Origin of the sequence: Granulicella aggregans, assembly GCF_014203275.1 — a bacterium.
GTDB lineage: Bacteria > Acidobacteriota > Terriglobia > Terriglobales > Acidobacteriaceae > Edaphobacter.
Map to the genome: position 1 here is coordinate 353131 of NZ_JACHIP010000001.1, position 23323 is coordinate 376453.

The window sequence follows — 23323 nt, forward strand, 5'->3', positions numbered from 1 at the left end:
ATGGCACTGCACAGCTAGTAGTGCAGCTTTCGGCAAAAGTAGAGGCAAACAAAGGCCTTAGAATTTCTCTACTACTGCTTCTGAATCCGAGCCGGAATCCAGAATGCACATACGCCATGCTCTAATTCGATCTATGTTGCGGGAATTGATTCGGAGAGGGTGGCTGGTCTTCGCTGCGATTCTGCTTGTGGCCGCAGTCGCCGGAGTCTACTTTTCCAGCCATCACGGCAAACTGGTGCTGAGCTCGCGCGACGTGACGCTACCCGCCGATGGCGGGTGGCACCAGGTGGCAACTCTCCGCGCGCCGCCTACTCGCGAGATCCATCCCATCGGACCGCAGCAATCTGACAGCCCGGCCACATTCTCCGACCTCCAGACCCGCGTGGAGATGCAAGGCGGGCAGACCATTCTGAAGGTTGTCAGCCCCGTCCTCCCCGGTATGCGCAGCCTCGTAGAGTTCTCCGCAAACACCAAAACGACCATCCACCTCCACTTCACCGAAGACGACAACGACTCCTTCGGCGACGGAACGCCCGATGCCCTTCGTCTGCACAGCGCAGCCGACCGCCTCGCCTTCCGCGAGTGGATCTCTGCGCTCGCCGATACGGCAGCATCGCTTCCTCCCGACCGGCTGCCGGGCGAGATTGATGACTGCGCGGCGCTGCTGCGCTGGGCCTATCGCGGATGCCTGCACGCGCATGACGCGGCGTGGCAGTCCGAGCAGCCGTTCGATTCCCTGCCGCCCATTCCGTCGGTGCAGCAGTATGCGTATCCGTTCACGCCGCTCGGCGCGAACCTCTTCCGGGTTACTTCGGGCAGATACTTGGCTGACGATGCCCGCAACGGCGCCTTCGCGCAGTTTGCCGACGCGAAGACACTGATGCAGCGCAACACCTTCTTCGTCTCGCGCGATCTTCGCACCGCAAAGACGGGCGACCTGATCTTCTTTCGCCAGCTTGAACAAAACTCTCCTTTTCATTCGATGATCCTCACCGGTTCAGGGCATAATTGGGCGGTGTATCACACGGGTCCGATCGGCAGAGAACGAGGCGAAGTGCGCAGGGTGTTGCTCCACGACCTGCTGAACCATCCTGACCGCCGCTGGCGGCCAGTGCCGGAGAACTCGAACTTCCTTGGCGTCTATCGCTGGAATATTCTGCGCGAGGACTCCCGATGAAGCTTCGGCTTTTTCTCATGTTTCTTCTGGCAGGGCTGATGTCCGCACACGCCCAGGATCGCGACAAGGCTGTCTCTTTTAACCTGAGCACCAGCCGCAGCTACGCTCCTGGCGAGCAGCCGAAGATCCATCTCTACACCCATAACGTCGATGCGCTTGAGTTCCGCGTCTATCGCGTCAACGATCCTGTCCGGTTTATCGAGAACCTTCGCGAGTTGCACTCCTTCGGCGACACCGGCCCGTTCGGGCCGTCCGAGCAGATCGACGAGCGCACATGGATCGAGAAGTTTCATGACTGGAAGGTAGAGCTCTGGGAGGACATCCGCGACTTCTTCCGTGGCCAGTTCTCGCACGCCGCCCGGTCGGCGCTGCGAGAAAAGCAGGCAAAGCTATCCAGCCGCAGCCGCATCGTCAGTGCGGTGCAGTTCGCACAGATTCCGCTGCTGAACGATCGACAACTCGTGGCGCGCTGGCGGCAGATTGTACCCGCGACGTACATTTCGGACTCGAACGATCTTGCCGTCAAAGATCTCTCTTCCGGCCTATACCTTGTCGAAGCGACCGATGGCCAGTACAAGGCGTACACGTTACTGATGATCAGCAAGAACGTCCTCGTCACGAGGACCGGCCCCGGTGGCGTGATGGCCTTCGTCGTTGACCGCGCTACTGGTGCTCCTGTTGAAGGAGTACAGGTCGCAGCAGGCTTTGGCCAGAAACAGGCGGACACCGCGACGACCGACAAAGACGGCGTAGCGGTGCTCTCCATCCCAGGCAGCAAGACACAGCAGGATAACTTCTGGGTGGTAGGCAGCAAAGGCGCGGAGGTCGCCGTCGCAACGCCTCAGAGTTACTCGCTGAACTATTCCACCAACGATAAGTTTGCCGGCTATATCTACACCGACCGACCGGTCTACCGGCCCACACATACTGTCCACTGGAAGGCGATCCTGCGCGAGCACCAGGGCAACCTGCTCATGCTTCCCAAGCCGCAATCCGTTCACGTCACCGTTGTCGACGACCAGTCGAAGACCATCTTCGAGCGATCCATTCCGACCGATCCCGCAGGTTTCGTCGCTGGCGACTTTGATCTGCCCAAAGACGCCGCGCTCGGCTACTACAGCATCAGCGTCGGCGATGGCGACGACCGCATCTCCGGCGGCGACTTCCACGTCGAGGAATATCGCAAGCCCGAGTATCGCGTGCAGGTGACAGCCGTCAGCAAGCGCGTTCTACAGGGCACAGACATGGCCGTCACCATCGACTCGCGCTACTTCTTCGGCGAGCCGGTCGCGAATGGCAAGGTGAAGTACCGCATCTATCGCGAACGCCACTACTGGTGGGGCGAGGACGAAGACAACTCCGGGCCACCGTCCGACGATGCCAGCTCAGACTCCTACAGCTACGCGGGCGACGCGCAGGACGAGAAGACCGGCAAACTCGACGCCCAGGGCCGCCTCGTCATCCAGGTCCCCACGCCGCCCGACGACAAGGGGCATGCCGACTACGATTACACCGTCGAGGCCGGAGTCACCGACGAGGCGAATCGCGAGGTCACCGGCCGGGGCCGATTCCTCGCCACCTACGGAACGTTCCGCGTCAACGTCGAGCCTGTGTCTTACGCAGTTCATGCAGGCGAGTCTGCAAAGTTCCGCATCACCGCCATCGACTACGACGACAAGCCGGTGCAGACCCACGTCCATATCGCGCTCGTCTATCGCCACTACGAGAACGGGAAGACAGAGGCCACGCAAGGCGGGGCTGTCGATGTAACAACGGATGCAAGCGGCAACGCGACCGGACAAGTCCTCGTGCAGTCGAAGCAGTACAGCTCCGCCGAACTCGAAGCCGCGGCCAGCGCCGTGCAGCCCGGCACGCGCGATGTCAGCGATGACACTTACCTCTGGATCATGGGCGCAGGCGAGTCTGCCTATGGCGAAGACTCCACGCAGACCTCGCAGATCGTCGCAGACAAGAAGTCCTACGCCCCCGGCGACACTGCCCACCTCAGCCTCGTATCCGAGACCGCTGGCTTCCATGCCCTCATCGTCGTTCAGGGCGATACCGTCCTCCGCCGCGAGGTCATCACCTCTGACGGCCGCACCCTTGCCTTCGACATCCCCATCACCTCCGAAAGCCAGCCGAACATTACTGTCGACGCCATCTACGTGAAGGACGGCGCGCTTTACCAGGCCAGCAAGATCATCAAGGTCCCGCCCGCACAGCAGCAGCTTCAGGTACAGATTGTGCCGACCCGCGACACATTCCAGCCGCAGCAGAAGGCCGACTACGACGTCACCACGCTTGACTTCGCGGGCAAGCCGGTGAGCGCAGACTTGAGCTTCGGCGTCGTCGATGAGGCGATCTACTCGATTCATCCCGACGCCAGCGGCGACATGCTTACGCGGCTCTATCCGCAGCGCTATGACAACTCCTCGGTCGACTCTTCGTTGAGCTACTACTTCAGCGGCGAGGCAGGGACAAAGTCTCCTATGCTGGCGCTGCGCAATGCGCGATATCGCCCGGAACTTGCCCAGGTAAAGCCGGGCAATGAAGACAAACCGCGGGCCCGCAAGGCCTTCCCTGACACCGCTTTCTGGGCACAGTCAGTCCGCACTGACTCATCCGGTCACGCGCGTGTCACGCTCACCTTCCCGGACTCGTTGACCACATGGCGTGCAACCGTCCATGCGATCACCGCGGACTCGAAGGCTGGCTCCGCAATGAGCCGCGTTCTTGTGCGCAAGAACGTCCTCGTAAGAATGGGGACGCCGCGCTTCCTGGTGCAGGGTGATGAGATCGTCATCCCGGTTATCGTTCATAACTATCTGGACTCTGCGCAGCAGACGAAGCTTTCTCTTGACGTGGAAGGTCTTGATGTTCTGGGCGGATCGGAGCAGACCGTCAGTGTGCCGAGCCGCGGCGAGGCTACTGCACAGTGGAAGCTTCACGCGGCGCACATCGGTACAGCGAAGCTCACTGCCTCAGCCGTCACGCCCGTCGAGTCCGACGCGCTCGAGATCACGCTGCCCGTCGAACCTGCAGGCGTCGTACAGACGGTCGCGCACGGCGGCGTCATCCCACAATCTGCGGATCACGCACAGACCAACATCCTCTTCCCCCAGACTACCGACGCTGCTGCACACTCGCTCCGGATTGAAGTGAACTCCTCGATCGCAGGCTCCCTCGTCTCCGCGCTCGACTATCTCACAACCTTCCCCTACGGCTGTACCGAGCAGACTATGTCGAGCTTCCTGCCGAACGTGATCGTAGCCGAGACGCTGGGCAAGCTACCCTCCGCAAAGCGCGTCGATGAAGCCGACCTGCGCGCGAAGATGGAAGCCGGTCTCGATCGCCTCGCCGACTACCAGCACGACGATGGCGGCTGGGGATGGTGGAAAGAAGATACGAGCCAGGTCTTCATGACCGCCTACGTCGTCGGCGGCATCGGCCAGGGCGCGAAGTATCTTCCTCTGCACGGCAAGCAGTCGCAGATGCTCAACAGGGGCCAGCACTACCTCGCCACGGCACTCCACGAACATCCAAAGATGCGTCCTGACCTCCGCGCCGCCGTGCTCTATGCTCTGGCCGAGGCAGGCGATCCTCCGTACGATTCTGAGGCCACAGCGACACGCAAGGCGGCGATGGAGTTGGAGTGGGACCGCCGCAAAGATCTGCAGCCCGAGGGCCTAGCCATGAGCGGCCTCGCGATGCTCGAGTGGAAGGACGACCGCGCCAACCAGATTGAGGCGCTGCTCGAATCCTCTGCGGTCAAGCAGGGCGATCTCGTCCACTGGATCGGCTCATACGTTCCGCTGCTCGACTCCGAACAGACCAACGACGCCGAGGCCACCGCGTACGCCGTCCGGTTGATCGCGAAAGTGCATCCCGACAGCCCGTTGCTCGCGCCCGCGGCGCAGTGGTTGATGCTCGAACGCAACGGCGACGGATGGTGGCAATCCACCGAGCAAACGGCTATGGTGCTATTCGGGCTGGTCGACTACATCGCGGCATCACACGAGCTCGAAGCCGACTTCACCGTCGAAGCCCTGGTCAACGGTCACTCCGCCGGCCAACGACACTTCACGCAAGCCGATGCTCTCAGCGGCACGACATTCGCGATCGACCTCGATACGACGAAGCTCCAGCCCGGCAGCAATGATGTCCAGATCGTTCGTCGCAGCGGCAGCGGACGCATCTACTGGCGCGCCAGCGGCCGTTACTACTCCGCCGACCGCAGCCAGTATCAGGCAGGCACACTCTCGCTAAACCTGACCCGCGACTACTACAAGCTGCAGCCAAAACAAAAGGATGGCAGGCTGATCTACACTCTCGAACCGCTTACCGGCGAAGCTCAGATCGGCGATGTCCTCGCCGTGCATGAGGCCATCAACGGCAGCCCCATGAAGTATCTCCTGCTCGAAGATCCCATCCCCGCCGGAACCGAGTTCATCCGTAGTGAGGATAGCTATCCCATCGAGACCCGTCCCGGCGGCTGGTACTGGTGGTACACACGTCGCGAGTTCCACGACGATCGCGCCGCCTTCTTCTCGTCAACCTTCAGCGGTCGCCAGGAAGTCTTCTACCTTATCAAGGTCGTCAACCCGGGCAGCTTCCACATCAATCCCGCGCGCGTCGCTCCTATGTATCAGCCTGGGGTGCAAGCTACCAGCGACTCGCTATCGCTGCACGTTGCCTCTCTCAACGGAGGTGCCCATTGACAGCCATACTTCGTCGTGCGCGCGGCCTGTTTCGCCTTCGCCTGCTGCTGCAACAGCTTGGTCTCGCTGCCATCGTCTCAATCCTGTTCGTGCTCTGGCTGCGTGTGCCGGATGCCAGCGTCCTTGAAGAGGTGCTTTCTCTGATCATGGCGCTTGTCATCGCGATCCTCGCGCTTGGCGGCGAGTCGTTTCTGCTGCTACAGACCTGCCCCATCTCCTACAGCGACGGCCGCATCCGCATCCAGATCGGTGCCGTGGCGCTTGCCGTATCGCTTCTGCTCTGGTTTGCGTGGAGCGCTCTCCTCGACCATTGGAGCACCAACAACTCCCTGCTGGCTGGCTATCTGAACTCCCGAACTTCGGCTCATTATCGGAACTTCCTTAGCTACAACCATCTCTACGACTGGCTCGAGGATCTATGGACCGTGCTGCGTTGGTTTGCATCGGGGCTTTTGCTGGCCGCTTCGCTCGCTCTGCTGCTGGCGCTTCGGCGGGGACGTGCTGCGTTGCGACTGGCATTCTCGTTTACCTACTGGATCGTCTTCGCGCTCGCCGCAGTCATCGGCTCGCACCTCACGCATGCGCTGCTGCAGTGGACACCTGGCCATGGCCTGCCGGTGGAGTCCATCAGTCTTGTCTTGCGTCTGGGCGCGGTCATGCTGGTCGATCTCAGCCTCATCTGCCTATCGTTCACGACAGCCATTGCGGTCATCGAACGGGTGGAGACGAAGGCAGCCTAGTTAGCGTTTGCGGGCACACCAGAACCGAGCCAGCTTCGTACCTGCGCCAGGCCGTAACGAGAGATCATCGCTTGCACTCTTGCACCGGCGGCTCGATGCGCCTGTTCGCTGGCCTCGCGGGATGTGGGACGGCTCAACTCAGACTCGATTGCCGAATCGCTCGGCATGTTGCTTCCGGCTTGACCGCCGAGTGCCTCAACCAGACCTTCTCTTAGCCATAGCGGGATCTTCGCCGACGTCTCCGACTCCACCAGCACATGCAGCATCTCGTGTTGCAACGTCTTTTGCAGTTTCAGGCCAGGTGTAGCTTTCGCGTTGATGACGATGCGTGATCCGCTGGTGCTCGCAAGCATCCATCCCGGCTGCGAGGTCATCTGGCGGAAGAGTTCGGCAGAAGGCGCGAAGACGATCTCCGGCGTGACAGAGGCGCGCGGCACAAACATTGTCTTTGCCTGCTGCCATGAAGCTTCGGTCTCTTCCCTTTGCTGAGGAGTGAGTTGCCGGGCACTTCGAACCGCCACTCCAGCGACGCTGTCCGTGATCCAGCCGCCGTCATCCGGGCCGATACCGGCGCGTGTTCCCGGAAAGTAAAACGCGAGTATCTCGCGGGCGGACTTGTGTTCGACGGCCATCTCGGTCGCGCCAAACTGACATAGTCCCACACCGTGGCCGAAGCCTCTTCCATCAAAGATCAGCGCTCCATTTCGGACACCGATCTCATACCAATCAGAGCGCACCTTGCTCCATCCGAGAGCTCGTCCGATCGCGAGACGAAGTGCACTCGCGCTGACCTGGGACCGGTTGCCGCTGGGCCCGGCGAACTCCAAAAGTAGCGCGCGATGTCCGGCGCCTCTTTTTGTAACCTTTACCGCTACAATCTCCGTGGGTAGTCGCCAATGCTGCGTCGTAGCAATCGCAGCCAGCTCACTTGGCTTTATCTCCGTGTGCCATCCAGATGCGTTTCTACGCACGCAATAAGGATCGGTGTGGGCATTGAGGTACGGCGCTGCATGAACCGCAGCCCACGCCGCGTAAGCCTCTTCCGTCATACCTCCACAGCTCTGGCTGAAATAGACCTCCGCTCTTCGTTGGCCGAACCACAGTGTCTCGCCCGCTGTCTGCCACACGACCTGCTCGATGCTGCTCGAGACCGCCCCAAATCGCGCGGCCTGGCACTCGGTACTGTCGCAGAGATCGGCCTTCAGATGACCCGCAGGCACAGCGTAATGTGGACCGCTAAGCGCATAGGTCCGCGCGACGACAGCCATTGCACGCAATGACTCCTCTGGCTCTTTGGCATCCGTCTCCGCGCTGAGAACGGCGGCGACGTAGCGCTCGCTTGGCAACGTCAACACGATATCAAGCGTCCCGGCAATGGACTTTACATGCCACAGGCCGACGGCGGTCTTCTGCTCTCCGGACGCGATATCGGTGACGCGTAGGGTACCGCCGGCGAAGAGCTCACTCTGGCCGCTGAAGTGCATCGGGGCAGTGAGGATGCGATGCGCGCACGTGGAGCACTCCGCTATCCATGCGGGTGCGCCTATCGGAGTCAGGGTCAAGTCACGAACATCCCGCGTCGAGAACAACGTGACGGTAACATCGCGGCCGCCTGAATTGTCGATACGGAGGTTTTGCGACTGTGCTCCCGCGATCGTGATTAGTGCGAGCGTCATCGCAAGAGCGAGAAGGACTCTCATTGGCGAACTTCCGCATTGCGCATCGCAACGAAGAACTGTCGCGCGAGCGCCGCTGCGGTTCCACCGTCGCCGTGCGGAACGAAGACGACGACGACCATGCGCCCAGGCAGGACTCCCCCAAACCAGCCGTGTGTCCACGTCTCTCCGCGATTCTGTGCTGTGCCGGTCTTGCCGAGGATCGAGACTCCTTCGACCGCCGCTGGGTGCGCCATGCCGTAGTCCACTGACTCTCGCAAGCCTCGCTCGACCGGGCCGCCCGCAGGCAGCTTCAACATGAGTTCGCGATAGGCTTCGGCCAGCTCAAGTGGCGTGACCGTGACGTTCTCCAGGCCTAGCGCGGTCAACTCGCGCACCTCCGCTGAGGCGTTCGCGACCGAATGATGTTCGAGGTGCGCTTCTCGCAACGCCTGCTCCAAGGAAGGCCCGGTAAAGCGCCGACCAAGCTCTGCGAAGTAGCGATTGCAGGACTCGGCCAGAGCGCTCTCCGCGTTAAATGTGTTCCTGTCAGCCGGATGCGTGCAATCCACATTGCGGCCGGCGATGCGAAGATGAAGGTCGCAGAAGACCTGTGTGCCGCTTGTGATAACGCCGTGATCCAATGCAAATTCCAGCAGCAGGGGCTTGATCGAAGACCCGGGAGTCGCCCGCTGTTGTCTGCCCATGAGGGCCAGCACTTTTCCAGATTTGCTATCAATTACGATCCCAGCCGCCTGGGTTCGGCGCAGGGCCTTCGCCAGCGCGTCTGACTCAATGTTCGAGGCGGCGGCCGAACCTTGAAAAGACGCCACAAGCAGAGCTGCGGCATAACAACGCGCGATCAATCGGCCAGCCCGCACTCCCATCCGGCTAGTTTAGATTGTAAAAATCGGTGTGGTTAGCCGGTCCTTCGAGATCGGCCCAACCTTCCATCCGGCCAACTTTATGTCTGCCGTGCCGGTCGCTCCTACGCCGATGTCCGGCGCAGTCGAATCCGGATAGTAGAAACGCTTCGTGTAACCAATGCGCTCGCTGATGATCAGCTCAATCACGGAACCATCGACGTAGGCGTGCAGCGAGGGCTCGTCAGAAGCTTCAAGCTGAACCTCTTTGCTGTCGACCACGAACTTGTGAGTCTCCGGCGTATAGGTCGCCTTCAGAATCTCTTCGCTCTTCATATTGATGGTGAATTCCATACGCGCACCCTTGCGGCCAACGCAGAGAACCTCACCCGAAGCCTTTGGCAACATAGTCAGAAACACGGGCGTGTCTTTCTGTCCAACCTCCAATCCTTTGGAGGGCAATGTTCCGGCCCGTAAACCCACGGCCTCGGGCAGGACTCTAACCCGCAGCGTTCCATCCACATCCAAACTCAACACTCGCGGCAGGCTCATCATTCCCGACCAACCCGCGACTTTCATCTCAGCGTCGCTGCGCTTCTCCTGAATCCATCCCCACAGGATTCTTCGTCCCTTCGCATCGAGTTGCGTCTTTGGCGCGTAGAACGCACCGAGGTCGAGTTCTCCGGTCTTTTTCTTCGTGAAGGTCATCGTCGCTTCGTCAAGGTGGCCCGACTCCCAGATAACTTTACCCAGCGTCGAATAAATCAACACATGGCCGCCATCGAGCGCAAAGAAGTCCGGGCACTCCCACATCTCGCCGTCGTCGCAGGGGTTAGCCGTCTTCTTGCCGGTCCACTCGCCGCTGGTCAGCTTGTGCATGTACTCCCATGACTTCGGGTCAACAAGGTTCTTCGTGCGATAGAGCAGCACGCAGCCGCCCACTTCAGCCTCGCCGGAGCCCACGGTCATGTAGTACCAGTCGCCCTGCTTCCACGCCGAAGGATCGCGAAAGCCCGTGATCTTCATCCCCGGCGGCGGCAGCGGGATGATCGGCTCCGGAAGCTTCGTCCACTTCACCAACGCGGGATCATCCGACCACGCGATGCACTGCGACTCCTGGATCTTGTTCTCGCCATCGCGAATGGTCGCGAGCTCCGGCGATGAGAGCTTCGTGCCGGTGTACACCTGGTACACACGCTTGCCCACCTTGATCGCTGAACCTGAGAAGCATCCGTACTCATCCGGGCTGCCTGGCGTAGGCGTCATCGCCAGCGGTTTATGGTTCCAGTGCAGCATGTCGGGGCTTTCGGAGTGGTACCAGCTCATGTCTCCCCACACCGCGGCCAGCGGATTGAACTGGCAGAACATGTGGTATTTTCCATTGAAGTAGACGGGCCCATTGGGATCGTTCATCCAGTTCTTTGCCGGAAGCAGATGGAACTGGGGTCGGCGCGGATCGGTGGCGATATTGGCAGCGGAGTCCTCTGCCATTGCCCAGCGCGGAAAAAGACTCGCGGCGGCAGAGGCTGCCGCGGATGCGAGCAGCCTGCGACGGCTGAGCGACCTACCTTGAATCGGATCGGAACTCTTCATAGACTCGCTCCTCTGCCGCCGAGCGAAGGCCAGCAAGCCAAAGGGTCTTTCACTCGCACACAAACTGTCAAGCAGGTTGCTATACAGGCGACGTAATACTTGTCCTGTAAACTTCTACGAACTCACTATGCCGACCACTGCCGTTCTGCTCATCGATTGTCCTGACCGCAAAGGCCTCGTCGCGGCCATCGCGAACTTCCTCGTCGACAATTACGACGCCAACGTCCTGAACGCAGACCAGCACCAGGATGCCGCGCTCGGCCTCTTCTTCATGCGCGTGGAGTTCGAGACGGAACTCCCCTGCGATGACGCGCAGTTCCGCGCTCTCTTCGCTCCCCTGGCCACGTCGATGAACCTCAACTGGAAGATCACCTTCCCGGCCCGGCCACAGAAGGTCGCCATCTTCGTTTCTCACTACTTGCACTGCCTCGCCGACCTGCTGCATCGTCACCAGACCGGCGAGTTGCCCTGCGAGCTTGCGCTGATCGTCAGTAACCATGAGAGTGCACGTCCGCTGGCCGAGTTTTATGGAGTTCCGTTCCACTTCACGCCCGTTACGCCGGCTACCCGGCAGGCCGTCGAAGTGCAGCACCTTGAACTACTCGCCGCTAATAACATCGACCTCATCGTGCTCGCCCGATACATGCAGATCTTGTCGCCGCGCTTTGTCGAAGCCCATCCGCTCCGGATCATCAACGTTCATCACTCATTCCTCCCTGCCTTTACCGGGGCGAAGCCTTACCACGCGGCCTTCGCGCGCGGCGTCAAGCTAATCGGCGCGACCAGCCACTACGTCACCGAAGAGCTGGACGAAGGGCCGATCATCGAACAGGACGTCACCCGCGTCGCCCAGAGCGACCAGTTGCCCGACCTCATCCAGAAGGGCCGCGATCTCGAGCGCCTCGTGCTCTCGCGTGGCGTTCGCTGGCATCTCGCCCACCGCATCCTTTCGTATGCGAACAAAACCGTGATCTTTTCCTAGACTGAAAGCCGCGCGCGAAATGTTCATCGCACGATACTCACGCTTTGGCAGTCGATAGCCTTAGAAGATGGCCATCTTCGCCGAACAGATTCGCCTCGCCTACCCCACTCCGCAGGACCTGAAAGACCGCCGGTGGATCTACGTTCCATACGACCGTTTCACCGATCGCACCGGGCCGCTCACCGAGCAGCCAGCCTCTGCGACCGGGATCGTCATCGTTGAGTCCACCGCGAAGGCCCACCGCCGTCCCTATCACAAGAAGAAGCTCGTCCTGCTCATCAGCAACATGCGCCACTTTGCACTTGAACAGGCGGCTCGCGGCTGCAAGGTGATCTACCAGTTCTCTGAAGAGAGCCACGCGCGGGCCTTGCTCGAGTTGCAGCGAAGTCTCCCGCTTCCCGAACTGTCCATGATGCAGCCTGCGGAGCGTGAGCTTCGACTCGACATCGAAGCGGCAATTCTGGACGGTCTCAAGATCAAGCTCGCTCCCGATACGACCTGGCTGTCTACCATCGAAGACTTCCTTAGCGTCTTCGGGCCCTATAAATCGGGCCGCTCCTATGTGATGGACCGCTTCTATCGGACCCAGCGGCAGAAGACGGGGATTTTGATGGACAAGGGCAAGCCGCGAGGTGGAAAGTTCTCCTTCGACGCCGAAAACCGTAAGCCTTACAAGGGCCTGCCGCTCATTCCTCAGCCACCCGTGTTTGCTCCTGATGAAGTTACAAATGAAGTCATCACACTTGTCGAGCAGACCTACCCGCACCACTTCGGTTTGATCTCAAACTTCAACTCACCTGTAACGCAGCAGGATGCTGACCTAGCATGGGCATTTGCACTCGAGCATCTGCTGCCCCACTTCGGCCCCTACGAAGATGCGATGCGCGACGACGAACTTCAGCTCTTCCACAGCCGCCTTTCGGGACTCATCAATCTCGGACGTCTACTGCCGTCACAGATGACCGCCGATGTGGAAGCGGCCTGCGCGGAGGGCCTCATCCCGCTCGCCAGCGCCGAGGGATTTATTCGCCAGATCCTTGGATGGCGCGAGTTCATGCGGCATCTGCACCAGCAGACAGATGGATATCGTCTGCTTGCCGGCACTGTGGCTCAGGAAGCAGGGTCAAAGCCGTCGCGAGATGTCTATGCCGGTGCCACACCCTCTGCCCTGTCTGCCTCTTTGCCACTTCCGGCGGCATACTGGGGCGTCAAATCAGGCCTGCACTGCCTCGATACCGTGGTTGCTCAGGTCATAGAGGAGGGATGGTCGCACCACATCACGCGGCTTATGGTGCTCTCAAATCTCGCCACGCTCGGCGGCTTTTCCCCGCGTCAGCTCACCGACTGGTTCTGGTTCGCCTACGTCGACGCCTATGACTGGGTAGTCGAGACGAACGTTCTCGGCATGGCCACCTATGCCGATGGCGGACTAACGGCAACCAAGCCCTACGTCTCCGGAGCCGCGTACATCAACAAGATGTCGAACTTCTGCGGCCACTGCCAGTACGACCCCAAACGCTCCACGGGTGAAGGCTCGTGTCCCTTCACCGCGCTCTACTGGACCTTCCTTGAGCGCAATGAATCCGTGCTTGGAAACAACTTCCGCCTGCAGATGCCATATACCACGCTGCGCAAAAAATCCCCGATCGAACTGGTGCAGCTCCGCGCCCGCGCACAGAAGGCAATTGACGAGCTTCAGCAGCTTCCGCACCTGGAATATTGACGTTTGCAAATGAGGTGACACGATCGCCTACTCTGACACACAATAGTCCGCTGAAGAAAATCTCTTTGGCTGACTTTAGGCCCCGCAGCTATCTCAATGGAAACAGGAGAGTCCATGGACCCCCGCAGTGAAACCGCCCTCAGCAGTGTCTGTCCTGAGTTTGCCACCAAGGTTCGCGCCGCGTCGGACGCGCTGAACGCCGACGGAACCTTCATCCTTGTCGTCTCCGGGCTGCGTTCGGCAGACGAGCAGAATGCGCTCTACGCGCAGGGCCGCACGACAACCGGGAAAATTGTGACCAACGCTAAGGCTGGCCAGTCGATGCACAACTACGGGCTCGCCGCGGATATCGTTCCCTACACGACGGGAAATAGCGGGCAAGTCAACTGGAACGCCTCCACGCCGCAGTTTCAGCACATGGTCGCCGCCATGAAAGCGCAGGGACTGGAGTGGGGCGGAGACTGGAAGGGATCGCTGGGAGACTTCGACCACTTTCAGCTCACCGAGCTTCCTGCATCTCCCTCAATCGCTATGCGCACCGACTACGGGGCTGGTCCCGCAGATCTCAGCGCGATCTGGGATAAGGCTACGACAGGCGCTTACGCCGTCTAGTTCACCTGGAACAAACGCTCCTACGCAGTCCGGGTGCCCATCCATGCAGTTTCATCGCATGGGTGGGACATTCGTGCGGAGCTCGAACCGCTTCACACCTTCGTCAACCCGGAAATCAACTCCGCCCACTCAGGCCATCGTTCCGTCAGCTCCGCCTGCTTGCCTTCTGTGTAGTCGACAAACTCAAATCCGGGACTGACGGTGCACCCCAGCAGCGCCCACCTTCCGCCAGGCACCAGCCGCGATCCCTGCCAAACACCGCGCTCCACTAACACCTGCGGTCGCTCGCCAGCAACAAAGTCATTGCCGATAACGACTCGCTTGCCCGTGCCATCTGCAAAGAGCTGCAGCATCTCCAGCGCGTCGCCCGCGTAGAAGTGAAAGATCTCGTCGGACTGCAACAAGTGCATCTCGCTGAACGTCTCCGGTTCCAGCAGATAGTAGATCGCGGTCGACATCCTGCGCGGGCCGTCGTATCGGCCATCGACGAAGTTTGTTGCGGGCACCGTCTCTGCCGACTCGTACGTTCGCACGTACCAGCCGCCCTCCTGGGGATGAGGCTTCAGCCCCAATAGGTCTTTCACTTCCACTGCAGTCATCGAATCTCCATACGAATCCTTAAACCTAAGTTATCCTTCCACTATCCCATGCAAGCTCTCACCCCGTATGAGCAGCAAAGCCTGCAAAACGAACCTTCCAGCAATGAAGATGTCTTGTGAACCGGCAAGCCTAGTCCTCGCATCCTCGTTCACCGCTCCGGTAACACGCTCTTCAGCAATCGCAATAGGAAACTATCCATGATTCCCGTCACCTCGCTATCACCCTATACAAGTCTCTTCAGCTTTCTGGTCGGTCTCCCCACACTCGTTGGAACTTACTACCAGTCCTGGAAGGCCCGCGAGGAGGCGAAGCAGGCCCGCGCGGGGTTGAGCTACAGCGAGAACTGCCTGGAGTTCAACCTTGAAGACGGCACCACCGTCAATCTGGTGCCGCTCGAGACGCTGCACACGCTGCCCGAGCCCGGAGACATCGTCCTGCTGCCTGGAGACGCTTCGCCAACCCAGCATGCTGCGTATCGCGTCAGCCGCATCGAGCACATCTACGTCCGCGTGGAGACACGCTATGCGCAACACGGCCAGGCGCGGCTCGCCAAGACCGTCGCGCATGTTGACCGGGTCGGCGGCGCGTAGCGGCCAGCTGCTGTGCAGCCATCCGTCGCTGGCTCGCGAAATGCTCTATTCTTGAATTAATCACTACAAATTTATTTCCACGCGAGAGACCTGCCCTTAATGCGCCAATCCCTCGAACGCTACTTCGGCTTTGAACGGCTGAACACCAACTGGCGCACCGAGTCCCTCGCCGGCCTGACCACCTTCATCACGATGGCGTACATCATCTTCGTGAACCCCAGTATCCTCTCGCAGACCGGGATGCCGCTCGCCGCCGTCACCGCCGCAACCTGCCTGTGCGCTGCCTTCGGCAGCATTCTGATGGGAGCTGTCGCGAACTACCCGCTGGCACTTGCGCCGGGCATGGGGCTGAACGCCTACTTCACGTACACGGTCGTGATGAAGATGGGCATCAGCTGGGAAGCGGCGCTCGGCGCAGTCCTGCTCTCCGGACTGATCTTTCTCGCGCTTACGTTCACCGGCGTCAGACAGAAGCTGCTTGAATCCATCCCACACCAGCTTCACGCTGCGGTCGCCGGAGGTATCGGACTCTTCATTGCCTTCGTCGGTCTGCGGAACGCGAACATCATCGTGCCCAGTCCCGCGACGACCGTGACCCTAGGCAATATGAGTTCCCCCGAAACGGCGCTCGCGCTGTTCGGCATCATGCTCATCGCCGTCCTGCAGGTGCTCCGCGTGAAAGCGTCGATGCTGATCGGCATCCTGGGGACCCTGCTGCTGGGCATCGCGCTCCACCGTGTTCACTGGCAACCGATGCCGTACAGTATCTCCGCGATCAGGGCTACGGCCTTCCATCTCGATGTTCGTGGAGCGCTGCAACATGGAGCACTCGAGATCATCTTCGTCTTCCTCTTCGTCGATCTCTTCGACAACATCGGCACTCTCGTCGCAGTGGCAGAGCGCGCGGGCCTGATGTCGAAGGACCACACCATTCCCCGGCTCGAACGCATCTTCTTCGCCGATGCCAGCGCTACGGTCTTCGGCGCACTCTCCGGTACCAGCACCGTGACCAGCTATATCGAGTCGGCTGCTGGAGTCGCGGAGGGCGGGCGCACCGGCGTTACGGCCATCGTCACCGGCCTGCTCTTCCTCGTCGCGATGTTCGTCGCTCCTCTGGTCGGGGCGATTCCGACCTTCGCTACCTCACCCGCTCTGATCATCGTCGGCGGCCTGATGCTGGCGGGCGTCGGCACTATCGAGTGGCACGAGCCTACGATTGCCATTCCGGCGTTCCTCACACTTGTAACCATTCCGCTTACATATTCCATTGCAGACGGACTGAGTTTCGGTTTGACCAGCTACGCCGCACTGCAGATTCTTACAGGTCGCGCCCGCAAGAAGGACTGGATGCTCTACATCCTCGCGACGCTCTTCGCGCTGCGGTTCGTCTACGTCGCCAAACACTGAGCACGGAGACTGTATGCCGCCAGCCGCGCTCATCACGGAGTTTCTTGTACTGTTCGTGGCGATGCCACTCGCCTACCGATTCGCACCTTGGACGGTCCCCGCGCTGCCGGTGCTATGGATAGTGGCGCTCTACTGCTACTGGCAGCTTCGGCGTGATGCAACCTTCGACAGGTCGCGACTGTGGAATCCCCATCCGTTCGCGGCACAATTCGTCTCCATCATCGCGCTCTTCCTGACAGGTTCGCTGTTGCTCTATGTGGGAGTCAGGCTCTTCGCGCCCGACCTGCTCTTCAACTTAGTCCGCGCAAAGCCACGAGTGTGGGCGACGTTGATGGTCTTTTATCCCATCCTCTCCGTCTACCCGCAGGGCGTCATCTACCGTAGCTTTCTGATGCACCGCTATAACTCGCTGCTCAGTTCGGAGTGGACGCTGATCCTGGCAAGCGCCACAGCTTTCAGCTTCATGCACATCGTCTATCAGAACCCGATCGCGGTAACGCTGACGTTTTTTGGAGGCCTGATCTTCGCTTGGCGCTACCGTGTGACGAACAGCCTGCTTACCTCGTCGGTCGAGCACGCGCTCTACGGCTGTTGGCTGTTCACTGTGGGTCTGGGGGACTTCTTCTATCACGGGCGAGCGCAGCTACAGTGACGCTACTCCGGAGTCCAGTGGACGTGGCTGGTGAACAGGCCATCCACGAAGCCGAGGTGATAGACAAGGAAGAGGCCGAAGCAGACGCTGACCAGACCCGAAGCCGTCGTTAGGACTTTCATCGATCCATTCGTGGTGAGTGCGACCGGAATCGCCATTACGGTGGTCATCAGCATCATGCCAGCGACGGTTCCCAGGCCAAAGATGACGAGATAAGCAATGGCCCACGCTGGACTGTGAATCATCGATAGCACCAACAGCGCAACAGCTGCTGAACCCGCAAGCCCATGCACCAGGCCGATGGCCAGCGGCCTTAGCAGGTGATAGTAGCCGAAGCGTGAAACTAGACGCCCGATCGCCCCTGAAGATGGAGCCGCGCCATCCATAAGCACATCATTCTTAGGCGCCGGGGTGAACCGCTCCGTCAATCTCCGCAGCACGCCTGTAAGGTTCAGGACGCCCAGCAGAATAAGCATCGCGGCAACTGCCATCTCCATCGAGAGACCGATGCGCGGCGGGATGGTGAGGTTGAAAAGGATGATCGCCGCGCCAACGATGAAGATGGTCAGCGTGTGCCCAAAGCCCCACATCATGCCGATGATCGCGCCCTGTTTCACTGATCGCTCGCGGCTGACGATGGTCGAGACGGCGACGACATGGTCGGGGTCAGTCGAATGCCGCATCCCTAGCACCAGGCCCAAAGCGACGATCGCGACGAACGATCCCGCGTGCCCATCCGTAAGCGAGCTCCAGTGGAAGGAGATGCCAGTCGCCGGAAGTGCAGTGGCGGCAATCGCCAGGCCCGCGATGAGCATCGCCGAGGCAGAGGCCATCGGGATGTACCGCTGAATCCACGGGGAATCGCTCTTCCATTGCGAAAGCAGCGTGCGCGCGCGAACCATAGCAATGCCAATCGCGATGAGCACGATCGCGAGGCCGAGGCTGAAGCAGACGATCAGGAAGAGTCCCAGGCCGATGCGATGCAACGAGACCGCGCTCAGCAAAACTACCAGTGCCGCCGGGCATGGAATGATGCCGCCGGTGATCCCCAGCAGCAGGAGTTGCTTCAGGGAGACGGTCTTGTCACTTGTAGCTTGCACGTCGTCGCGCTTCTTCGAGTACCAGTGTGAGTGCATCACGCCGTCCGCATCCTGGTCGGGCTCGCTGACACCTGTCCACGCACGCAGGAGCATGTAGACCGCCATCACTGCGATAACCAGCCCGGAGAAGATGCTTAGCCAGGGATAGATCTGTTCCGGGATGACGTACTTCGACGCATAGAGCACCACCGCTCCGAGCAGATACACCCCAGCTGTATGCGCAGCAGTTACCAGCACGCCAAGGCCGACCGCATGCCTAGTCTTGCCGCGCGAACCGACGAGGTAAGCGGCGACGATGGTCTTTCCGTGGCCCGGCTCGAGAGCATGCATCGCTCCAAGCCCGGCCGCGAGAAACGCAGCCGTGAGCAAAAAGCCCAGCCCCAACCCTGGTCTCGTCATTAGTTCAGTGAACTTGTTGCGCGGGGTGGCCTGCTTATTCGCCTGCAGCTTTAAATCCGGCTCGGGCGCGGCTACGACCGGCGCGAGTGCGGAAGGCTGCGCTGGCGCTGGCTTCACGATCGCGTCAGTGTTGGCCGACGACTGCTTTGCCGATGCCGAGGCCACGGATGGAGTTATAGGCTTGCTCTCGGCGATAAGAGGCGCTGCGACCGAGTAGTTGAACTCCGCCTCAAGGTCCTGCGGAGGGCTATTCAGCAGATTCGTCGGATAGTCGGTTAGCTGCGCGCTGCGATCAACCTTGAACGGCTGCGGACCTTCGAGCGTGATGCCGCTGCCGGTGGTAACGACGATCTCCTTCCAGCCCGCATGTCCCTCGTAGTTGCCATCGGAGTAATGTAGCCGAAGATGACCGTCGCCTGCAGCAACCTTGCCGCGATAGACCACGCCGATCTTCATCGTCGGCAGACCGCCCGCGCCCGGCGGAAAGATCACGCTCGGCTTGCCCAGTGATAGCTTCACGGCCTCGCCATTCACTGCCAGCCGAAGCCCTTTCTCCCACGCCGCAGCCTGCTGTGCAAGATAAGGTCGCAACGCCGGATCGTCCGCACGAGCCGAGATGCCCGCGTTCTGAATCTCCTGGTAGGTCGGGATTTCGGCGATGTCGATGATGTAACGCACTTCAATCGCGTCGCGCTCGATGTGGATGCCGGAGTAGTGATTGATGCTGAAGTTGCCCATGGGATGGGCCAGGCACGACCCCGCCCAAACCATCATCAGCACGAGCGCTGCAGCACGGGACACAAGCGCGCTCGTCCGAATTCTAGTTCTGCTTCGCATGATCTCTTCCTGCATCCATCCCTGCGGTTGTCTGGCTTTCGGCCTTCAATGCCGCAATCGTCTTCTGCGCCTGCGGAGCAAAGAGAACGTGGAACCGTGGACTGATCGCAAGCGCGCGCTCCAAATGCTCCGATGCCTTCGCCTTGTCGCCCGCGGCTGCGTAGATCATGCCTGCGTGATACTCCATGATCGCGTCCTTCGTCCCCATCCGCATCGCGCGCTCGATCTCCTGCTTCGCATCCTGCGTCTGTCCATTCTTCAACAACGCCCACGCCAACGCATCGGATGTATAGACATCATGCCGCACATCGAACTCCTTGCGCGCCAACTTCAGGGCTTCGGGAAGTTGGCGATCATGGTCAGCATAAAACAGCGCCAGCTCACGGTTGTAGACCTGCTGGTTGATCTCGTTCAAACGGCCGATGAACTCCACCGTCGCGTATTGTTTCTCGGCGTTCGTCTTGTCGCCGCTTACGGTGTACACATCCCCCAAGGCCGCGAGATAAAGCGGAAGCGGGATGATCGCGATCGCCTGCTTGTAGAAGTCTATCGCCTCGGGAAATCTCCCCTGCGCGGCGCGGATCTGGCCCATCGCGGCCAGCGCCCGATGATACTTCGGGAAGTCGCGCAGAGAGTTTGTCTCGCGCTCCTCCGCCTTGGCAAGATCGCCTAATTGGAAGCTCTGCTCCCCCAGCATGAACTCCGTCCAGGCAAGGTTCTCGGCGGGCATGTGCATCTCCTGCCCAAGTACGATCGCGCGCTCGAGGTCGTCAAATGCCTTCGACGTATCTCCCTTGATCCAGTGCAGACCGGCGCCGTGACTTGCCGCCAGAAACTCGATCCCCGGATGCTGCGTGCCATCTTCGGGAGGTTTTACGTAGTCATAGAACTTCTGCGCCGCTTCGTAGTTGCCCTGCTCGAGCTGAGCGTCGCCAGCATAGGGATATGCCGCGAGGTCGGTAGGCAGCAGCTTGATGGCCTTCTCGGCGTCCTCTCCTGCCTCGCGGAACTTGTGCTCTGAGAGATGTACCGTCGCCAGTTGCGCGAAAGCCGGCGCCGCTTCTTTGTGCGTCGATTCGAACTTCAGAGATTGTTCAAGCGACCCTTCGGCGAGTTGGAAGTAGCTGATATCGCCGGTCTCGCGCGCCTTCTGCGCATAAGCGGCGGCAAGCTCGTTGTAGCTGCCCCAGTATTCGATATCACGCGCTACCTGCATCTGCCAGAAGCGGATCCGAGCATCGGAGGCTTTATCCGCCGAAAGGGGCTTTTCCTGTGCAAATGCAGCAGAAGATATTGCCAGGAAAACAACGAGGGCCTTCAGGAAGGCCCTCGTTTGGATCATCGAAGCATGTTGTTTCATACCAAATCCCCGTGATCAATTGCTCGACACAATTCTACTGCTGCGTCGGGTAATCGATCGTCCCTGCGGCTCCTGGAAGCGGATGCGGTGCAGGGATATACGGGAAGGTCGCGAGGAACGGATAGTCATTGCCATCGAGATAGTTGACGATGGTGTTGTCGGGCTTGATGAACTGTGTGCCCTGCAGCACCACGAGAACGCGACGGTCCTGGCATTGCGGGAAGGCGGTGCAGTTCAGAGCCGCCCTGCCTGTAGCTGTGCCGCCACCTGTGACGCCCGACGGGAACTGAACGTCGGCAAGTTGACGGATGAGCTGAAAAGGAACATCGATGGTCGAGTAGTCCAGCGGCCGACCGTTCTGAAGGCCGAACTGGCCGATAGCGAGCGTACCGTAGGGAATATCAAGGTCGAGACGTTGCACATCCGGCAGCAGAGCGATGCGCAGCAGGTCCTTGCTGGTGTTGCCGAAGTTCGTACCGAGAAGCAACGGAGCTCCGTTTGGAAGGGCGGCGACACCCTCAGCTTGTAGCAGGGCTGCGCGTCCAGCAGTGGTGTTGCCGGTGCCGTCGTTATCGGTGGTCGTCAGAGCATCCGGGATCAGGCTGGAATAGGCGGCAACGTCATTCTCAGGGATTGCGAAGTTGAACGCGTCACGCTGAGCGGCCGGGACGAAGACGGTCGCAATCGCCTGCTGACCCATCCGCTCGAACTGATCATAGGTGTTCTGACCGTGGCGGGTGGGAACCAGCTTGCTCACCGTCGCCCAGACGTTGATCTTGGAGGTGCTTCCGCGCAACATCGCCTTCGGCACCGAGACTGCGATGGAGGTGACGTTGAAGCCGGCGAAGGTGTCGACGCCGCTGGTTCCATCGGCGCGAACGGGGCGACCGCGGAAGGGGCCAACCGCACGGAAGAGGTCCTGGCTGCCGTTCAGAATACGGGTGAACTGGGCGAAGTCGAAGACGAAGGGATCGTCGCGAAGTCCTACATAAGCCTGCACCGCACTTGCGCTGCCGAAGACGGTACCGAACTTGCCCGTCGCCGTGGGCGCGCTGGTCACCAACGTGTTGCGAGCTCCTGTGGTTGTGGGTACAGCCGGGCCGTAGACTGAGGCCGTCTGCCCCTGGCCGGGCTGGTCGAAGACGATCTGGATGACCTGGTCTTCGCGGGCGTCGCCGGTGTTGTCGATCTTGAACTGGTAGAGCATCTCGGGCGAGAAGGCATAGCTTCCGCCTTCAGCTGCCTGAGCGAACGGGTTCACATTCACTATGAAGACGACGCGCGTGGAGTCGTTCGGATCGGTAAAGGAATACAGGTCGGTGATGTCGCCCTCGGGCAGACCGTCGACTGTTGGCGCCTCGCGATGGTCGGAGCCGTAGACTTTCTTCATCTGCCTGGATGGCGCCAGGGTCAGGAAAGCGACCGTACCGGCCATCACCGTAAAAGCTACCGCTGCGCGCATCCAGTTCTTCGTGTGCTTCATGTTTCCCCCATTGGCCCGCAGTGCAGGCCGTTGTTCCAAATGTCTATTGTTTGGTCGCCGGAATATATAGAAGGTTCTGCTCATTGAGTCCAAGCATGAGAATCTGGTTTGGGCCGACCACGTAGTAGGCGAGATTACTTCCGACCAGCGCCGCCTGTCCGCGACCGCTCGTCATCGGCGTCGCCAGGAAGCCGGTCACTGTTGGGTAGCTAAGCGATGTCTGCGCGTCGGTGAACGTCAGGTTGCCACCGGTGAAAGTCCCACCCGTCCCGGCAACAAACTGCCCGCTGCCAGTGATCGTTCCCTGTCCTTCGCCAGTTACCGAGAAGCTGTACGTTCCCGGCGTCACAAAGCCTGAGGTGGTCTGCTTATAAAGCATCCCGCTGCCTGAACCGTCGAAGTTCTGGATCGGCGTCGTTCCCGAGACCGCGAGGTTTGCCGAGAAGGAATCCTTGACCGAACCGCCATCCGTAAGGTTGATCGTTGCGGTCCCACTGGTCACCGTATAAGTCCCGGTCAACGCAACATTCGGATCAATACCCGAACCCAGGTTATAGTCCGCGACGGCACTGGTGATGTTCCCTTTTCCATCTGCGACGAAGCTGCCCAGCACGGAGTAGTCCCCGTCGTTCGAGTCAGTCCCACTCGCGTGGAAGACGTAGTTGCCGCTTACGTCGTCCAAACCGGAGACCGGCGTTTTAGTAGACGAACCCGAATCACCGCATGCGACCAGCACCAGGCTAAGCGCGGAAGCGCAGAGACATCTCGCTGCCAGATCAAATTTAAGTCTGCTCATGGGTCTGCTCATAGGTTTTCCAATCTGATTCACTTA

At 60.2% G+C, this 23323-nt stretch carries 17 protein-coding genes; 9 read left to right on the forward strand and 8 right to left on the reverse strand.

The window, feature by feature from the left end; translation table 11 throughout:
* The first annotated feature begins 103 nt into the window (after nucleotides 1–103).
* Genes HDF16_RS01415 through HDF16_RS01425 form a run of 3 tightly spaced genes read left to right on the forward strand, consistent with a single transcriptional unit; the run spans nucleotide 104 to nucleotide 6635 of the window.
* Complete coding sequence (locus HDF16_RS01415; RefSeq protein ID WP_221312412.1) at nucleotides 104–1177, forward strand: DUF1175 family protein; 1074 nt, start codon at nucleotides 104–106, stop codon at nucleotides 1175–1177.
* Nucleotides 1174–5895 carry an alpha-2-macroglobulin family protein gene (locus HDF16_RS01420; protein ID WP_221312413.1) on the forward strand — a complete coding sequence of 1574 codons (4722 nt, stop codon included), beginning with the start codon at nucleotides 1174–1176 and terminating at the stop codon, nucleotides 5893–5895. The genes HDF16_RS01415 and HDF16_RS01420 overlap by 4 nt, the downstream gene beginning before the upstream one ends.
* Nucleotides 5892–6635, forward strand: coding sequence for a hypothetical protein (locus HDF16_RS01425; protein ID WP_184213390.1), 744 nt, complete (start codon nucleotides 5892–5894; stop codon nucleotides 6633–6635). Before HDF16_RS01420 ends, HDF16_RS01425 begins: the two co-directional genes overlap by 4 nt.
* Here HDF16_RS01425 and HDF16_RS01430 read toward each other — a convergent pair.
* Genes HDF16_RS01430 through HDF16_RS01440 form a run of 3 tightly spaced genes read right to left on the reverse strand, consistent with a single transcriptional unit; the run spans nucleotide 6632 to nucleotide 10746 of the window.
* Nucleotides 6632–8335 carry a SpoIID/LytB domain-containing protein gene (locus HDF16_RS01430; protein ID WP_184213391.1) on the reverse strand — a complete coding sequence of 568 codons (1704 nt, stop codon included), beginning with the start codon at nucleotides 8333–8335 and terminating at the stop codon, nucleotides 6632–6634. The genes HDF16_RS01425 and HDF16_RS01430 overlap by 4 nt on opposite strands.
* Nucleotides 8332–9156 carry a penicillin-binding transpeptidase domain-containing protein gene (locus HDF16_RS01435; protein ID WP_221312415.1) on the reverse strand — a complete coding sequence of 275 codons (825 nt, stop codon included), beginning with the start codon at nucleotides 9154–9156 and terminating at the stop codon, nucleotides 8332–8334. Before HDF16_RS01435 ends, HDF16_RS01430 begins: the two co-directional genes overlap by 4 nt.
* Nucleotides 9157–9186: 30 nt before the next feature.
* A complete protein-coding gene (locus HDF16_RS01440) occupies nucleotides 9187–10746 on the reverse strand; it encodes a glycoside hydrolase family 32 protein (RefSeq protein ID WP_184213393.1) in 1560 nt (519 codons plus the stop codon).
* Between the two features lie 127 nt (nucleotides 10747–10873).
* Here HDF16_RS01440 and purU point away from each other — a divergent pair, with 127 nt between their 5' ends.
* The 3 genes from purU (at nucleotide 10874) to HDF16_RS01455 (ending at nucleotide 14063) form a co-directional block, all read left to right on the forward strand.
* Complete coding sequence (gene purU / locus HDF16_RS01445) at nucleotides 10874–11728, forward strand: formyltetrahydrofolate deformylase (protein ID WP_184213394.1); 855 nt, start codon at nucleotides 10874–10876, stop codon at nucleotides 11726–11728.
* A gap of 67 nt (nucleotides 11729–11795) precedes the next feature.
* Nucleotides 11796–13451 carry a cryptochrome/photolyase family protein gene (locus HDF16_RS01450; RefSeq protein WP_184213395.1) on the forward strand — a complete coding sequence of 552 codons (1656 nt, stop codon included), beginning with the start codon at nucleotides 11796–11798 and terminating at the stop codon, nucleotides 13449–13451.
* Between the two features lie 114 nt (nucleotides 13452–13565).
* Nucleotides 13566–14063 (forward strand): M15 family metallopeptidase, encoded by a 498-nt coding sequence (locus HDF16_RS01455; RefSeq protein WP_184213396.1) that lies wholly within the window; start codon nucleotides 13566–13568, stop codon nucleotides 14061–14063.
* A 92-nt stretch (nucleotides 14064–14155) separates the two neighbouring features.
* Here HDF16_RS01455 and HDF16_RS01460 read toward each other — a convergent pair whose 3' ends face one another.
* Nucleotides 14156–14662, reverse strand: a complete 507-nt coding sequence (locus HDF16_RS01460; RefSeq protein WP_184213397.1) for a cupin domain-containing protein — start codon at nucleotides 14660–14662, stop codon at nucleotides 14156–14158.
* Nucleotides 14663–14860: 198 nt separating this feature from the next.
* Between HDF16_RS01460 and HDF16_RS01465 the strand changes: the two genes are divergently transcribed.
* The 3 genes from HDF16_RS01465 to HDF16_RS01475 all read left to right on the forward strand — a co-directional run bounded on the left by HDF16_RS01465 (nucleotide 14861) and on the right by HDF16_RS01475 (nucleotide 17312).
* Entirely contained in the window at nucleotides 14861–15253 is a 393-nt protein-coding gene (locus HDF16_RS01465) for a hypothetical protein (protein WP_184213398.1), read from the forward strand.
* A gap of 99 nt (nucleotides 15254–15352) precedes the next feature.
* Nucleotides 15353–16660, forward strand: coding sequence for an NCS2 family permease (locus HDF16_RS01470; RefSeq protein ID WP_184213399.1), 1308 nt, complete (start codon nucleotides 15353–15355; stop codon nucleotides 16658–16660).
* Between the two features lie 13 nt (nucleotides 16661–16673).
* Nucleotides 16674–17312 carry a CPBP family intramembrane glutamic endopeptidase gene (locus HDF16_RS01475; protein WP_184213400.1) on the forward strand — a complete coding sequence of 213 codons (639 nt, stop codon included), beginning with the start codon at nucleotides 16674–16676 and terminating at the stop codon, nucleotides 17310–17312.
* A 2-nt stretch (nucleotides 17313–17314) separates the two neighbouring features.
* On the opposite strand, the gene HDF16_RS31515 is transcribed toward HDF16_RS01475, so the two are convergent.
* Genes HDF16_RS31515 through HDF16_RS01495 form a run of 4 tightly spaced genes read right to left on the reverse strand, consistent with a single transcriptional unit; the run spans nucleotide 17315 to nucleotide 23287 of the window.
* Nucleotides 17315–19612, reverse strand: a complete 2298-nt coding sequence (locus HDF16_RS31515) for a sulfite exporter TauE/SafE family protein (RefSeq protein ID WP_221312417.1) — start codon at nucleotides 19610–19612, stop codon at nucleotides 17315–17317.
* A gap of 19 nt (nucleotides 19613–19631) precedes the next feature.
* Complete coding sequence (locus HDF16_RS01485) at nucleotides 19632–21008, reverse strand: tetratricopeptide repeat protein (protein WP_221312419.1); 1377 nt, start codon at nucleotides 21006–21008, stop codon at nucleotides 19632–19634.
* Between the two features lie 34 nt (nucleotides 21009–21042).
* Nucleotides 21043–22491, reverse strand: a complete 1449-nt coding sequence (locus tag HDF16_RS01490) for a DUF4331 family protein (protein WP_184213403.1) — start codon at nucleotides 22489–22491, stop codon at nucleotides 21043–21045.
* Nucleotides 22492–22534: 43 nt separating this feature from the next.
* Nucleotides 22535–23287, reverse strand: a complete 753-nt coding sequence (locus tag HDF16_RS01495) for a hypothetical protein (RefSeq protein WP_184213404.1) — start codon at nucleotides 23285–23287, stop codon at nucleotides 22535–22537.
* Nucleotides 23288–23323: the final 36 nt, after the last annotated feature.

Coding starts and splice junctions, on each gene's coding strand:
- HDF16_RS01430 (WP_184213391.1), bottom strand. CDS start 8,335: ATGAGAGTCCTTCTCGCTCTTGCGATGACGCTCGCACTAATCACGATC.
- HDF16_RS01465 (WP_184213398.1), top strand. CDS start 14,861: ATGATTCCCGTCACCTCGCTATCACCCTATACAAGTCTCTTCAGCTTT.
- HDF16_RS01495 (WP_184213404.1), bottom strand. CDS start 23,287: ATGAGCAGACTTAAATTTGATCTGGCAGCGAGATGTCTCTGCGCTTCC.
- HDF16_RS01460 (WP_184213397.1), bottom strand. CDS start 14,662: ATGACTGCAGTGGAAGTGAAAGACCTATTGGGGCTGAAGCCTCATCCC.
- HDF16_RS01475 (WP_184213400.1), top strand. CDS start 16,674: ATGCCGCCAGCCGCGCTCATCACGGAGTTTCTTGTACTGTTCGTGGCG.
- HDF16_RS01490 (WP_184213403.1), bottom strand. CDS start 22,491: ATGAAGCACACGAAGAACTGGATGCGCGCAGCGGTAGCTTTTACGGTG.
- HDF16_RS01420 (WP_221312413.1), top strand. CDS start 1,174: ATGAAGCTTCGGCTTTTTCTCATGTTTCTTCTGGCAGGGCTGATGTCC.
- HDF16_RS01415 (WP_221312412.1), top strand. CDS start 104: ATGCACATACGCCATGCTCTAATTCGATCTATGTTGCGGGAATTGATT.
- purU (WP_184213394.1), top strand. CDS start 10,874: ATGCCGACCACTGCCGTTCTGCTCATCGATTGTCCTGACCGCAAAGGC.
- HDF16_RS01440 (WP_184213393.1), bottom strand. CDS start 10,746: ATGAAGAGTTCCGATCCGATTCAAGGTAGGTCGCTCAGCCGTCGCAGG.
- HDF16_RS01485 (WP_221312419.1), bottom strand. CDS start 21,008: ATGAAACAACATGCTTCGATGATCCAAACGAGGGCCTTCCTGAAGGCC.
- HDF16_RS01450 (WP_184213395.1), top strand. CDS start 11,796: ATGGCCATCTTCGCCGAACAGATTCGCCTCGCCTACCCCACTCCGCAG.
- HDF16_RS01455 (WP_184213396.1), top strand. CDS start 13,566: ATGGACCCCCGCAGTGAAACCGCCCTCAGCAGTGTCTGTCCTGAGTTT.
- HDF16_RS01470 (WP_184213399.1), top strand. CDS start 15,353: ATGCGCCAATCCCTCGAACGCTACTTCGGCTTTGAACGGCTGAACACC.